At 67.8% G+C, this 14,414-nt stretch carries 12 protein-coding genes, 1 rRNA gene and 1 riboswitch; of the genes, 12 read left to right on the forward strand and 1 reads right to left on the reverse strand.

The features are described from left to right. From rrf to AB0I69_RS48670, 11 genes are all read left to right on the forward strand, one after another. Positions 1-95: ribosomal RNA gene (gene rrf, locus AB0I69_RS48620) — 5S ribosomal RNA — on the forward strand; the annotation flags it as partial. A 110-nt stretch (positions 96-205) separates the two neighbouring features. Beyond that, positions 206-814, forward strand: a complete 609-nt coding sequence (locus AB0I69_RS48625; protein ID WP_363102299.1) for a CDP-alcohol phosphatidyltransferase family protein — start codon at positions 206-208, stop codon at positions 812-814. A gap of 114 nt (positions 815-928) precedes the next feature. After that, complete coding sequence (locus AB0I69_RS48630) at positions 929-3,424, forward strand: mannose-1-phosphate guanyltransferase (RefSeq protein ID WP_363102300.1); 2,496 nt, start codon at positions 929-931, stop codon at positions 3,422-3,424. Positions 3,425-3,591: 167 nt separating this feature from the next. After that, positions 3,592-4,428 carry a DUF881 domain-containing protein gene (locus AB0I69_RS48635; RefSeq protein ID WP_363102310.1) on the forward strand — a complete coding sequence of 279 codons (837 nt, stop codon included), beginning with the start codon at positions 3,592-3,594 and terminating at the stop codon, positions 4,426-4,428. Then, a complete protein-coding gene (locus tag AB0I69_RS48640; RefSeq protein ID WP_019059351.1) occupies positions 4,425-4,757 on the forward strand; it encodes a small basic family protein in 333 nt (110 codons plus the stop codon). The genes AB0I69_RS48635 and AB0I69_RS48640 overlap by 4 nt, the downstream gene beginning before the upstream one ends. Before the next feature lie 5 nt (positions 4,758-4,762). After that, positions 4,763-5,599, forward strand: a complete 837-nt coding sequence (locus AB0I69_RS48645; protein WP_363102301.1) for a DUF881 domain-containing protein — start codon at positions 4,763-4,765, stop codon at positions 5,597-5,599. Between the two features lie 61 nt (positions 5,600-5,660). Further along, on the forward strand, positions 5,661-6,542 hold the full coding sequence (locus tag AB0I69_RS48650; RefSeq protein WP_363102303.1) for an FHA domain-containing protein: 882 nt from the start codon (positions 5,661-5,663) through the stop codon (positions 6,540-6,542). Positions 6,543-6,585: 43 nt separating this feature from the next. After that, entirely contained in the window at positions 6,586-7,323 is a 738-nt protein-coding gene (locus AB0I69_RS48655; protein WP_363102305.1) for a MerR family transcriptional regulator, read from the forward strand. A gap of 85 nt (positions 7,324-7,408) precedes the next feature. Then, positions 7,409-7,882: a bifunctional nuclease family protein gene (locus AB0I69_RS48660; RefSeq protein WP_006123076.1), complete on the forward strand. Its 474-nt coding sequence runs from the start codon at positions 7,409-7,411 to the stop codon at positions 7,880-7,882. Between the two features lie 216 nt (positions 7,883-8,098). Beyond that, entirely contained in the window at positions 8,099-8,743 is a 645-nt protein-coding gene (locus AB0I69_RS48665) for a MerR family transcriptional regulator (protein WP_363102306.1), read from the forward strand. Positions 8,744-8,800: 57 nt separating this feature from the next. After that, on the forward strand, positions 8,801-10,330 hold the full coding sequence (locus tag AB0I69_RS48670) for a DNA polymerase IV (RefSeq protein WP_363102307.1): 1,530 nt from the start codon (positions 8,801-8,803) through the stop codon (positions 10,328-10,330). Positions 10,331-10,568: 238 nt separating this feature from the next. Here the strand turns inward: AB0I69_RS48670 and AB0I69_RS48675 are convergent, their stop codons facing one another. Beyond that, positions 10,569-10,940, reverse strand: a complete 372-nt coding sequence (locus AB0I69_RS48675; RefSeq protein WP_363102308.1) for a PRC-barrel domain-containing protein — start codon at positions 10,938-10,940, stop codon at positions 10,569-10,571. Positions 10,941-11,054: 114 nt separating this feature from the next. Then, positions 11,055-11,150: riboswitch (glycine riboswitch) on the forward strand. A 187-nt stretch (positions 11,151-11,337) separates the two neighbouring features. Here AB0I69_RS48675 and gcvP point away from each other — a divergent pair. Further along, positions 11,338-14,223, forward strand: coding sequence for an aminomethyl-transferring glycine dehydrogenase (gcvP, locus tag AB0I69_RS48680; protein WP_363102309.1), 2,886 nt, complete (start codon positions 11,338-11,340; stop codon positions 14,221-14,223). Positions 14,224-14,414 lie beyond the last annotated feature (191 nt).

Below are 14,414 nucleotides of genomic sequence, written 5' to 3' on the forward strand. Positions count from 1 at the left end.
AAACGCCCGGTTACATTCCGAACCCGGAAGCTAAGCCTTACAGCGCCGATGGTACTGCAGGGGGGACCCTGTGGGAGAGTAGGACGCCGCCGAACTCCTTTTAGAGCTCTGGCTCTTGGGCATGCAGCCCAAGAGCCAGAGCTTTTTTGCGTTGGGGTAAGGTCAGGGGGCATCGTCGGCACGTTTTCCCACAGGAGGCCCCCGGGTGGAGGTCCAGGAGACCCGCGTCCAGACAGACCGGGTGCTCACCATCCCGAACATCCTCAGCATGGCGCGCCTGGTCGGTGTGCCCATCTTCCTGTGGTTGATCCTCAGGCCCGAGTTCGGAGGCCCCAAGAGCGACGGTTGGGCGCTCCTGGTGCTGATGCTGAGCGGGATCAGCGACTACTTGGACGGTAAGCTCGCGCGGCGCTGGAACCAGATCAGCAGCCTTGGCCGGCTCCTTGATCCCGCCGCGGACCGGCTCTACATTCTCTCGACTCTCGTCGGCCTCACCTGGCGCGAGATTCTGCCAATCTGGTTGACCGCCGCACTGTTGGCGCGCGAGCTGGTTCTGCTGGTGGTGGTGGCTATCCTCAGGCGCCACGGGTATCCGCCGCTGCAGGTGAACTTCCTGGGCAAGGCCGCCACGTTCAACCTGATGTACGCCTTCCCGTTGCTGTTGCTCAGTGACGGAAGTGGATGGCTCCCCTCACTCGCTGCTATTTTCGGCTGGGCGTTCGCAGGATGGGGTACAACGCTCTACTGGTGGGCAGGAGTCCTCTACCTGGTACAAGTCCGCCGCCTACTGCGTGCGGACGCCATGGCCGACTGACCTTGCCGATTGGGCGGTAACAGTCGCTCGATGGCCCGTTGCGCAAAAGTGCGGGACAATCTGGACTGGTGAAGTCGGCTAGACCGTCGTCTCTCAGAGGAGGACGCTTCCGACATGAAGGCCGTCGTGATGGCTGGAGGCGAAGGCACCCGCCTTCGCCCCATGACCTCAAGCATGCCCAAGCCACTGTTGCCCGTGGTCAATCGACCGATCATGGAACACGTGCTGAGGCTGCTCAAAAGGCATGGGCTCAATGAGACCGTAGTCACCGTGCAGTTCCTGGCCTCTCTGGTCAAGAACTACTTCGGTGACGGCGAAGAGCTCGGCATGGAGCTCTCGTATGCCAATGAGGAGAAGCCACTCGGTACCGCCGGAAGCGTCAAGAACGCCGAAGAGGCGTTGAAGGACGATGCCTTCCTCGTTATCTCCGGTGATGCCCTGACCGACTTCGACCTCACCGAACTGATCAGTTTCCACAAGGAAAAGGGTGCGCTGGTCACCGTCTGTCTGACCAGGGTGCCCAATCCGCTGGAATTCGGTATCACCATCGTCGACGAAGAAGGAAAGGTCGAGCGTTTCCTTGAGAAGCCGACCTGGGGCCAGGTCTTCTCGGACACGGTGAACACGGGCATCTATGTGATGGAGCCGGAGGTCTTCGACTATGTCGAGGCCGACGTTCCCGTCGACTGGTCCGGCGATGTCTTCCCGCAGCTGATGAAGGAGGGCAAGCCGGTCTACGGCTTTGTCGCCGAGGGCTACTGGGAGGACGTCGGCACTCACGAGAGCTATGTGAAGGCGCAGGCCGATGTCCTGGAGGGCAAGGTCGACGTCGAGATCGACGGCTTTGAGCTGTCGCCGGGCGTATGGGTGGCCGAGGGTGCGGAGGTGCACCCCGACGCGGTTCTCCGTGGGCCGCTGTACATCGGTGACTACGCCAAGGTCGAGGCCGGCGCGGAAATCCGTGAGCACACCGTCATCGGTTCCAACGTCGTCGTGAAGACCGGGGCTTTTCTGCACAGGGCCGTCGTCCACGACAACGTGTACGTCGGGCAGCACAGCAATCTGCGGGGCTGTGTCGTCGGAAAGAACACCGACATCATGCGTGCGGCCCGGATCGAGGACGGCGCGGTCATCGGTGACGAGTGCCTGATCGGTGAAGAATCGATCGTGCAGGGCAATGTGCGGGTCTACCCGTTCAAGACGATCGAAGCCGGCGCCTTCGTCAACACGTCGGTCATCTGGGAGAACAGAGGACAGGCGCACCTCTTCGGCGCGCGCGGAGTGTCCGGGATCCTGAACGTGGAGATCACGCCGGAGCTCGTCGTCCGCCTCGCCGGCGCCTACGCCACGACCCTCAAGAAGGGGTCCACGGTCACCACGGCCCGCGACCACTCCCGAGGTGCGCGTGCGCTCAAGCGGGCGGTCATCTCCGCGTTGCAGACCAGCGCCATCGACGTACGAGATCTGGAGAACGTACCTCTCCCCGTGGCCCGGCAGCAGACCGCGCGGGGCAGTGCCGGCGGGATCATGATCCGGACCACACCCGGGGTGCCGGACTCCGTCGACATCATGTTCTTCGACAGCCAGGGCGCCGACCTCTCGCAGGGGAGTCAGCGCAAGCTGGACCGGGTGTTCGCTCGGCAGGAGTACCGGCGTGCGTTCCCCGGTGAGATCGGGGACCTGCACTTCCCGGCCAGCGTCTTCGACTCGTACACCGGGTCCTTGTTGCGGAATGTCGACACGACCGGGATCGCCGACTCCGGCCTGAAGGTCGTGGTGGACGCGTCGAACGGAAGCGCCGGGCTCGTACTGCCCAGCCTGCTCGGCAAGCTCGGTGTGGACTCGCTGACGATCAATCCAGGTCTCGACGAGTCCAGGCCGACGGAGACCGCGGACACGCGGCGGTCGGGGCTGGTGCGGCTGGGCGAGATCGTGGCCTCCGCGCGGGCCGCGTTCGGAGTGCGGTTCGACCCGGTCGGTGAGCGGTTGTCGCTCGTCGACGAGAAGGGGCGGATCGTCGAGGACGACCGGGCTCTGCTCGTGATGCTCGACCTGGTGGCTGCGGAACGGCGTAGCGGGCGGGTGGCGCTCCCGGTGACCACCACGAGGATCGCCGAGCAGGTGGCGGCCTATCACGGGACCCAGGTCGAGTGGACGACCACCTCGCCGGACGACCTGACCAGGGTCGGGCGCGATGAGACGACCATCTTCGGTGGGGACGGCAAGGCCGGGTTCATCATCCCGGAGTTCAGCAGCGTCTTCGACGGTGCCGCCGCCTTCGTACGGCTCATCGGGCTGGTGGCGCGGACGCAGCTGACGCTGAGCCAGATCGACGCCCGGATTCCGCGGGCGCATGTCCTGAAGCGGGACCTGGCTACTCCCTGGGCCGTCAAGGGACTTGTGATGCGCCGGGTAGTGGAAGCGGCCGGCGATCGTTTTGTCGATACGACGGACGGTGTGCGGGTCGTGGAGACCGACGGGCGCTGGGTGATGGTGCTGCCCGATCCCGCCGAGGCGGTCACGCATCTGTGGGCCGAAGGGCCCGACGACGCCTCCGCGCAGGCCCTGTTGGACGAGTGGTCGGCGGTCGTGGACAGCGCCGGACGGTAAAACACGGAGCACGCGCGCGTGCCGGACATGTGTCCCCAAGGGGGCCTGTCCGGCACGCCGGTGGGGCCATTCGGAGGTACAGGCCACCACGTGCGACGATGTGCGGCATGCCGCAGCAGCCCCCCGTTCGGAGCACACCCACGCGCCCTGCGCGCCCGGACGCGTCCATGTCGCTGCTCACCAACGTCATGGACCACAGCCTCGACGACGGTTACGCCGAGGCCGCCGAGCGGAAGAAGGCCGCGGGCACGAGCGGCATGCCGAAGACCCTCCGGGCGAAGCTCGGGCTCGCCGCCGGTCTGGTGCTGGCGGCCCTCGTCGTGACCGTCGGAGCGGCCCAGGCGCGGGTGGCCGCCCCGGTGGTGGCCAAGGAGCGCCAGGAGCTGATCGACCGTATCGACAAGGAGACCACGTCGGCGGACAAGCTGGAAGGCGCCGTCGACAAGCTCCGGGACGATGTGAGCGCGCGGCAGCGGGCCGCCCTGAAGACGAGCGGCGGCAGCGGGCAGGCCGACCTGGTGAGCATGTTGTCCGGTGCCACCGCGGTGCACGGCCCCGGGGTGAAGCTCGTCGTCGACGACGCGAAGGAAGCCAGCAGCAGCGGAGGCGACAACCCGCGTGAGACCGCTGACTTCTCCGACACCGGGCGGGTACGCGACCGCGACATGCAACGCGTCGTCAACGGACTGTGGGCGGCAGGCGCCGAGGCGATCTCCATCAACGGGCAGCGGCTGACGGCGCTGTCGGCGATCAGGGCCGCGGGTGACGCGATACTGGTCGACAACAAGCCACTGGTGCCGCCCTATACGGTGCTCGCGGTGGGGGACGGCCAACGGCTGAGCACCAGGTTCCAGAACGGTGCCGACGGGCTCTATCTGCACGCCCTGGAAGACAACTACGGCATCAGGGCGACCATCGCCGTGGAGAGTGATCTCCGGCTGCCCGCCGCGCCGAGTGTGATCGTACGTACAGCACAGCCGAGAACTGAGAAGGGCACATCGTGATCGCCGTACTGGGCCTCATCGTGGGAGTGGTGGCCGGAATCCTGGTCCGGCCTGAGGTGCCGGTGGTCGTCGAGCCGTATCTGCCGATCGCCGTGGTCGCGGCGCTCGACGCCGTCTTCGGTGGTCTTCGGGCCATGCTCGACGGCATCTTCGACGACAAGGTCTTCGTGGTGTCGTTCCTGTCGAACGTGGTCGTGGCCGCGCTGATCGTGTTCCTGGGCGACAAGTTGGGCGTCGGCGCCCAGCTGTCCACGGGTGTGGTGGTCGTCCTCGGCATCCGTATCTTCTCCAACGCCGCTGCCATTCGCCGGCACGTCTTCCGGGCGTGAGGTCGATGAGCCGCGAGGACGAGCAGCCGGAGAACAGGCTGCGCAGGGAACTGCCTGAAGAGGTGTCGGGGTCTGCTCCTGAGGAGGCGTCGGTCCCCGAGGAGAAGCCGGGGCCCACCGTGACCGGTCGGCAGCGGCTGGTGCAGGGGTTGTGGCCGCCGCGGGTGAGCCGGGCCCAACTCATCGTCGCCGTGCTGCTGTTCGGCCTCGGCTTCGGGCTGGCCGTGCAGGTCGCGTCGAACAGCAACAGCGACAGCGCGCTGCGTGGGGCACGGCAGGAAGATCTTGTGCGCATTCTCGATGAACTGGACGACCGCACTCAGCGTCTTGAGGACGAGAAGCAGGGTCTGCAGAAACAGCGCGACGAGCTGGAGAACAGCTCCGACCAGGCCGAGGAGGCCCGTAAGCAGACGGCCGAGAAGGAGAAGCAACTCGGCATTCTGGCGGGCACCGTGGCCGCGCAGGGACCCGGCATCACGATGACCATCGATGACACGAAGGGAACGGTCGAGGCGGACATGTTGCTCGATGCGGTCCAGGAGTTGCGCGCGGCCGGCGCGGAGGCGATCCAGGTGAACGGTGTACGGGTCGTCGCCGGCACGTATCTGACGGACTCCGGCAAGAGCGTGAGCGTCGACGGGAACAAGATCAACGCGCCCTATCGTTTCAAGGTCATCGGCAAGCCGCAGGATCTCGAACCGGCGCTCAACATCCCTGGAGGCGTGGTGCAGACTCTTGAGAAGGAGCAGGCCACCGTTACCGTCGGGCGGTCGAGCAAGATCGTCGTGGATGCCTTGCGGGCGGCGAAGCAGCCTGACTACGCTCGGTCGTCCTCCCGGTGAACCGGGGGTGCATGGGGACCGTCCGGCGAGGGCATGAGGTTGCGGGGGGTCGACGCACCGATTGGGTGGTGCGTGGTGGAAACTGTCTGGTGGATACGGACGTTGTGAGGATGTCCGGGTCAACCGGTGTGTTCAATCAGGGTTCGTCCTGCCCCACGGGCGGGTCTGTTTCGGTCAAGGGGAATCGCCCGTGAAGTTGTTTGCGAAGTTGTTCGGCAAGAGTGCGAAAGAGAGCAGCGACAATCAGACCGCTCGCCATCGCGCACAACCGGACGCAGAAGGCCAGCGCCCGCTGTTCCGCGACCAGGTCGGCGGCCAGGGCGCGCCGTCGGTTGACCCTGCGCAGTCCGGCGACATAGGTTTCGGGCAACCGTCAACCTCAAGTACGGGTGGAGGGTTTTCCCCTATGTCGGCCCTGGTGTGTACGAGGTGCGGTAGCCGCAACGCGGAGAACAGCCGCTTCTGTTCCAACTGTGGTGCGCCGCTGCGGCCCGGTGTGACCCCGGAGCGTCCGTCCGAGACGACCTCCACGATTTCCATCTCCGGTCTTGAGGCCTACGACGCCGAAGTGACCGGTCAGACGCAGATGCCCACGCTTTCCCCGGAGGCGCAGGCGGCCGTCGACGCGCTGCCGTTGGGTTCGGCGCTGTTGGTGGTGCGTCGCGGACCGAACTCGGGCAGCCGCTTCCTGCTGGACGGCGAGCTGACCACGGCCGGCCGTCATCCGCAGAGCGATATCTTCCTGGACGACGTGACGGTCTCGCGCCGCCATGTGGAGTTCCGGCGCTCTCCTGACGGCTCGTTCACGGTCGCCGACGTCGGCAGTCTGAACGGCACGTACGTCAACCGCGAGCGCATCGACTCGGTCTCGCTGGCGAACGGTGACGAGGTGCAGATCGGCAAGTACCGGCTGGTGTTCTACGCGAGCCAGCGGGGCTACTGACCCTCCCTCGGACTGTGTCCGGGGGGATTCCCCAGGAAGGTCCATGCTTCAAACACCGAGCGGCGGTGCCGGGCACGGTACCGCCGCCGCGGACACTGGGCTGATGAGCATCGGCACGGTGCTGACCGTGCTGCGCGACGAGTTCCCCGAAGTCACCATCTCCAAGATCCGTTTCCTGGAGTCGGAGGGGCTCATCGAGCCGCAGCGGACCCCTTCCGGGTACCGCAAGTTCAGCCCCGCCGACGTCGAGCGCCTCGGCCATGTCCTGAGGATGCAGCGGGACCACTATCTGCCGCTCAAGGTGATCCGCGAGCACCTCGACGCCATGGAGCGCGGGGAGGCAGCGCCCCTGCCCACCGTGGGGCGTCAACGGGACGGCGAGGTCGTCCTGGAGACCGTCGAGGGACCTACGGCGGCCCGGATCGGGCGGGCCGAGCTGATGGCCGCCGCCGGGATCGGCGAGCAGGAGCTCGACGAGTGGGAGTCGTACGGACTCATCGCCCCGCTGCCGGACGGGGTTTATGACGCGGAAGCCGTCACCGTGGCCGGACTTGTCCTTGAGTTGGGGCGGTTCGGGATCGAACCGCGGCACCTGCGGGTGATGAAGGCGGCTGCGGACCGTGAAGCCGGGCTCGTCGACCAGGTGGTGGCCCCGCTGAAGCGCCACCGCAATCCGCAGACCAGGGCCCACGCGGAGGCCCGTACGAAGGAGCTGGCGGGGCTCACGGTGAAGCTGCACGCGGCTCTGGTGCAGACCGCGCTCGGTGTGCGCCTGCCCTGAGACGGGCGGGCTCGCGGCTGCCGGATCGGGCACCCGTTCCCGGCCCGACTACCCAAACGTCCCGGGCACGGCCTAGGGTTGCTGTGTGAACGAGCTCGATGTCGTAGGTGTCCGGGTCGAAATGCCCTCCAACCAACCGATCGTGCTCCTGCGTGAAGTGGGAGGCGACCGCTACCTCCCCATCTGGATCGGGCCCGGGGAGGCGACGGCGATCGCCTTCGCGCAGCAGGGCATGGCCCCCGCACGACCGCTGACCCACGACCTGTTCAAGGACGTGCTGGAGGCCGTCGGTCAGGAGCTGACCGAAGTGCGCATCACCGATCTGCGGGAGGGGGTCTTCTACGCGGAGCTGGTGTTCGCCAGCGGCGTCGAGGTGAGCGCCCGCCCGTCCGACGCCATAGCGCTGGCGCTGCGCACCGGGACGCCGATCTACGGCAGTGACGGTGTACTCGACGACGCGGGCATCGCGATCCCGGACGAGCAGGAGGACGAGGTGGAGAAGTTCCGCGAGTTCCTCGACCAGATCTCACCCGAGGACTTCGGCACCAACAGCCAGTGAGATCGGGGGCCGGCAGAGAAATGCTGGCATTTGCCACCGGCGTGTGAGAGCGTCCTGCGGCTCCCCGCGAGCGCATTCGGCTAGCCTTTCCCCGCGGTGGGACACGGGAAACCACTCCTTGGGTGATTATCACTCGGCGTGCCGAGTGTGGCGATCGTTGACGCACCCCTGGTGACTGCCTACCGTCGAGAAGGCAGGTCAAGGACGGAGGTCGGCGTGAGAAGCAGCGGCGACGGTACGGCTGGGGGTGCCCCGGAACGCAGTTTCGGGGACAGTGGCCCGTACCCGCTTCATGGCAGTGCGGCCGATCACGCTCCACATCGACCCACTGCCGTGCCGAGCAGCGGAGGGGCGACGTCCATGGCGTCCGAGCAGATCGGCTACCGGGGCCCGACGGCCTGTGCGGCGGCCGGGATCACCTATCGGCAACTGGACTACTGGGCGCGCACCGGGCTCGTGGAGCCCAGCGTGCGGCCCGCACACGGGTCGGGGACGCAGCGGCTCTACAGCTTCCGCGACGTCGTCGTCCTGAAGATCGTCAAGCGGTTCCTCGACACGGGCGTGTCGCTGCAGAACATCCGCAGCGCCGTCCTGCACCTGCGGGAGTGCGACTTCCGGGACCTGGAGCGCATGACGCTGATGAGCGACGGCGCCACGGTCTACGAGTGCACGTCGCCGGACGACGTCCACGCGCTGCTCCAGGGCGGCCAGGGCGTCTTCGGGATCGCCGTGGGTGTGGTGTGGCGGGATGTCGAGAGTGCCCTGTCGCAGTTGCACGGGGAGCGCATCGACACCGGCGAGACGCTGGTCGGGTCCAACCCCGCCGACGAGCTCGCGAGGCGGCGCAACCGGGCTGTCTGAGGGCCCGGCGGGAGCCGTAGCGGGGCATTGTCAGTGGCGTAGGGCAGCATCGGAGATGTGAGAACCGCGCCCACGATCCTGCATCTCGACATGGATGCCTTCTTCGCCTCGGCGGAGCAGGCATCCAAGCCGAGCCTGCGCGGGAAGGCCGTCGTCGTGGGCGGGCTCGGGCCGCGCGGGGTGGTGGCCACCGCGTCGTACGAGGCACGGGTCTTCGGGGTGAACTCGGCGATGCCCATGGCCCAGGCGCGCCGGCTCGCTCCGAATGCCGCGTATCTCGTGCCGCGCTTCGGGTTCTACCGGACCATCAGCGAGCAGGTGATGGCGCTGCTGCGGGCCCTGTCGCCGCTGGTGGAGCCACTGAGCCTGGACGAGGCGTTCGTGGACCTGGAGGCCGGGGGAGCCGCCTGGGACGCCGATTCGGCGCAGTTGACCGGGGCGCGGCTGCGGGCCGACATACGGGCGGTCACGGGGCTCACGGGCTCGGTGGGCCTGGCCGCCTCCAAGATGATCGCGAAGATCGCCTCCGAGCGTGCCAAGCCCGACGGGCTGGTGCTGATCGAGCCAGGGACCGAGCGGGCCCTGCTCGGGCCGCTGTCCGTGCGCACGCTGCCGGGGGTCGGACCGGCGACGGGCGATCATCTGCGGCGGGCCGGGATCACCACGGTCGACGAGATCGCCGAGGCGGGCGAGGACGAACTCGTACGGCTGGTGGGCAAGGCCCACGGGCATGCGCTGTACGCCATGGCGCTGGCGCACGACGAACGGCCCGTGGTGGCCGAGCGGGAAACCAAGTCGGTGTCCGTCGAGGACACGTACGACGTGGACATCCATGACCGGATCCGGGTGGGGTTGGAAGTGCAGCGGCTCGCCGACCGGTGCGTGCGGCGGCTGCGGGCGGCCGGACTGTCGGGGCGGACCATCGTGCTGAAGGTCCGGCGGTACGACTTCTCCACGCTGACCCGCTCCGAGACGCTGCGTGGGCCCACCGACGACCCGGGGGTGGTGCGGGAGGCGGCGGCGCGGTTGCTGGACTCCGTGGACACCACGGGCGGGGTACGGCTGCTCGGGGTGGGTGTCTCCGGGCTGGCCGACTACACGCAGGAGGACCTGTTCGCGCAGGCGGCGGGGGAGCCTGACCTTCTTGAGGAGGAGCACACGGAGGTGGAGCGGGGCGAGGAGCCGGCAGCGCCCGTGGAGCGGCGCTGGCCCGCTGGGCACGATGTGCATCACGCAGGGTTCGGGCACGGGTGGGTGCAGGGGAGCGGGCTGGGGCGGGTCACCGTGCGGTTTGAGACGCCTGTGGATCCGGGGCCCGGACGGGTGCGGACGTTTCGGACCGACGATCCGGAGTTGGAGGCGGCGGAGCCGTTGCCGTTGGTGGCGCGGGGTTCGGGTGACTTGCCTGCGGTGCCGGTGCCGGTGGCGGTGCGAGGGCCCGTTGAGTGGCCCGGTGAGCCGTCGGCGTCGGTCGTGCGGAGTCCTGACGTGCCGCCCGCAGTGCCGGTGCCCTTGGAGAGCCGGGGATCCGTCGAGCCGTCTGTTGAGCCGCTGCCGGTTGTGGCGCCAGGCCCGGACGACTCGTAGGACGCGCCGCTGCTGTCGATTGGGCGGGGTTCCGGTGTCGGGCCTGTTGAGTCGCTGTCGTCGGGTGTGCCGAGCCTCGGCGATCCGCAGGCCCAGCTGCTGCCATCGGACGTGTGGTGTTCCGGCGTCACGCCTACCGAGCCGACGCCCTCGGCCGCGCCCGACCCCGGTAGCTCCTCCGTCGCGTCTCAGCCCCGGCGATTCGGAAGCCCGGCGACGACCCGGCCGTTGAAGCGGCTCAGGTATCGTCCGAGCCTGCCAGTTTGCCGAAGTTGTGGTCTGGGAGGGAAGGCGGTGGGGCCACGTCGAGGCCGTAGTGGTGGTAGAGCTGGAGTTCCTGGTCGGGGGAGAGGTGGCGGCCTACTCCGAAGTCGGGGGCGTCCTTGATCAGGGAGCGGTCGAAGGGGATGTGCAGGGTGCCCTCGATCAGTTCGCTGGGCTCCAGGGGGACGAAGGCGTCTCTGGAGAACAGGCCGGTGCGTATGGCCGCCCACTCCGGTTCGCCGGTCGCGTCGTCGAGGTAGACCTCGTCGATCGTGCCGATCTTGGTGCCGGTGCGGTCGAACGCCTTGCGGCCGATCAGGTTGCGCGGATCGATATCGGTCTGCACGGGCCCTCCTCCTGGTCGCAACTCATCCGTAGACACTACAAAAGAGCACATTCAGGCTCGTGGCCACTCGAAAGCTGGGCTCCAGCGCTCGCTGGTAGGCTGGCGAGCGGCTGCTGACCCCGCGCGGGAGAGTCCTCCAGACTTCATCGGAGGCGCCGAAGGAGCAAATCCTCCCCGGAATCTCTCAGGCTCACGTACCGCACGGACGAGGTCACTCTGGAAAGCAGGGCGCGTGTCGCCGACGGTGTCGGCGGTTTGCTCCCTCACCGACGGTGAAAGCCGGTGACCTTCGGGTGGCCGGTGAAGCTCTCAGGTTGAGATGACAGAGGGGGAGGCCGTCCGGCACCCCGCTGTCGTGGTGCCCTCGAAGGTCGTGTCCGACCAGGAGGCCTCCCTAATGACTGCCCCTCGCACTTCGCTCTCCGAGCTCGAACAGGGCATCCCGTTCGAGCAGCGTCACATCGGTCCCGACCAGGAGGCGCGGGCCAAGATGCTCGCGCAGGTCGGCTACGGCTCGCTCGACGAGCTCACGGCCGCCGCGGTTCCGGATGTGATCAAGAACGCCGACTCTCTGGACCTGCCTGGCGCCCGTACCGAGGCCGAAGTGCTGGCCGAGCTGCGTTCCCTGGCAGACCGCAACGAGGTCCTCGGTTCCATGATCGGGCTCGGGTACTACGGGACCTTCACCCCGCCCGTGATCCTGCGCAACGTGATGGAGAACCCGGCTTGGTACACGGCCTACACGCCGTATCAGCCGGAGATCTCCCAGGGGCGGCTCGAAGCCCTTCTCAACTTCCAGACGATGGTTGCCGATCTGACCGGACTGCCGACCTCCGGTGCCTCCCTGCTCGACGAGGGGACGGCCGCCGCGGAGGCGGTGGCGCTGTCTCGGCGTATGGGGAAGAACAAGAAGGGGCTCTTCCTGGTCGACGCGGACGCGTTGCCGCAGACCATCGCCGTGATCGAGACGCGTGCCGAGCCGGCCGGTGTCGAGGTCGTCGTCGCCGACCTCAGCGAGGGCATCCCGGCCGAGATCGCCGAGCGTGAGATCAACGGCGTGCTCGTGCAGTACCCGGGTGCCTCCGGTGCCGTACGCGACATCAAGCCGTTGATCGAGCAGGCGCACGCCCTCGGTGCGCTCGTCACCGTCGCCGCCGATCTGCTCGCGCTGGCGCTGTTGAAGTCGCCGGGTGAGTTGGGGGCGGACATCGCGGTCGGTACGACGCAGCGGTTCGGGGTGCCGATGGGCTTCGGCGGGCCGCACGCCGGATACATGGCCGTGCACGAGAAGTTCGCGCGCAGCCTGCCCGGGCGGCTCGTGGGCGTCTCCGTCGACGCCGACGGACACAAGGCCTACCGCCTCGCCCTCCAGACCCGCGAGCAGCACATCCGTCGCGAGAAGGCCACCAGCAACATCTGTACCGCGCAGGTGCTGCTTGCGGTGATGGCCGGCATGTACGCCGTCTACCACGGACCCGAGGGGCTCAAGGGCATCGCTCGGCGGACGCATCGGTACGCCACCATCCTTGCTGCGGGGCTGAAGTCCGGCGGCGTGGAGGTCGTGCACGGTGGTTACTTCGACACGCTGACCGTGCGCGTTCCGGGGCGGGCCGCCGAGGTCGTCGCCGCTGCCCGCGAGGACGGGGTCAACCTGCACCTCGTGGACGTCGACCAGGTGTCGATCGCCTGCGACGAGACCACCACGCGTGCCCAACTGGCCGCCGTATGGACCGCGTTCGGGGTGGAGGGTGATATCGAGGCACTCGATACGAGTGCCGATGACACGTTGCCCGCCGGGCTGCTGCGCACCGATGCCTATCTCACGCACCCTGTCTTCCGGGACCACCGTTCCGAGACCGCGATGCTGCGGTACCTGCGTCGGCTCGCCGACCGGGACTACGCGCTCGACCGCGGCATGATCCCGCTCGGCTCCTGCACCATGAAGCTCAACGCGACCACCGAGATGGAGCCGGTCACCTGGCCCGAGTTCGGGCAGCTGCACCCCTTCGCGCCCGCCGAGCAGGCGCAGGGATACCTCACGCTCATCCAGGAGTTGGAGGAGCGGCTCGCCGAGGTCACCGGGTACGACAAGGTGTCGTTGCAGCCCAACGCCGGTTCGCAGGGGGAGTTGGCCGGGCTGCTCGCCGTACGCGGGTATCACCGGGCCAATGGCGATGAGCAGCGGACCGTGTGTCTGATTCCGTCGTCCGCGCACGGCACCAATGCCGCGAGTGCCGTGATGGCCGGGATGAAGGTCGTCGTCGTGAAGACCGCCGAGGACGGTGAGATCGACGTCGAGGATCTGCGGGCCAAGATCGAGCAGTACCGCGACGAGTTGTCGGTGTTGATGATCACTTACCCGTCCACACATGGTGTGTTCGAGGAGCACGTCGCCGACATCTGCGCGCAGGTTCATGAGGCGGGCGGGCAGGTCTACGTCGACGGTGCCAACCTCAACGCCCTTGTGGGGCTTGCCAAGCCGGGGCACTTCGGTGGGGACGTCTCGCATCTGAATCTGCACAAGACGTTCTGCATTCCGCACGGTGGTGGTGGTCCGGGGGTCGGGCCGGTGGGGGTGCGTGCGCATCTCGCGCCGTATCTGCCGAACCACCCGTTGCAGCCTGCGGCCGGGCCGGAGACCGGAGTTGGGCCGATCTCGGCTGCTCCGTGGGGCTCGGCCGGGATTCTGCCGATCTCGTGGGCTTACGTCCGGCTCATGGGTGGCGAGGGGCTGAAGCGGGCCACGCAGGTGGCGGTGCTCAGCGCCAACTACATTGCCAAGCGGCTCGAACCGCACTACCCGGTGCTCTACACCGGGCCCGGTGGGCTCGTCGCGCACGAGTGCATCATCGATCTGCGGCCGATCAGCAAGGCGACCGGTGTCAGCGTCGACGACATCGCCAAGCGGCTCATCGACTACGGCTTCCACGCGCCGACGATGTCGTTCCCGGTGGCCGGCACGCTGATGATCGAGCCGACCGAGTCCGAGGACCTGATCGAACTGGACCGGTTCTGCGAGGCGATGATCGCGATTCGCGGGGAGATCGAGAAGGTCGGCGCGGGTGAGTGGCCGGGCGAGGACAACCCGCTGCGCAACGCTCCGCACACCGCTGCCGCGCTCGGTGGGGAGTGGGAGCACGCGTATACGCGTGAGGAGGCTGTCTTCCCGGCCGGGGTGTCCGTTGCCGACAAGTACTGGCCGCCGGTGCGGCGGATCGACCAGGCCTTTGGGGACCGGAACCTGGTGTGCTCGTGCCCGCCGTTGGACGCGTACGAGGACTGAGCGTTCTGCTGGAAGTGCTGCGAGGTGTCGTCTTTCGGGTGCGGCACCGTCGTGGCTGGTCGCGCAGTTCCCCGCGCCCCTTCGGGGGCGCGGGGGCGACCTAGTGCTGTGACCGTGTTGGTTCGCCGGGTTGGTCAGGCTGCGGTGGTGAGGGGGCGTCCGCCCCAGCGGATGCCTTTCTCGCTGCGGAT

The sequence above is a fragment of the Streptomyces sp. NPDC050508 genome (assembly GCF_040655155.1).
In the GTDB taxonomy this organism is placed as follows: Bacteria; Actinomycetota; Actinomycetes; order Streptomycetales; family Streptomycetaceae; genus Streptomyces.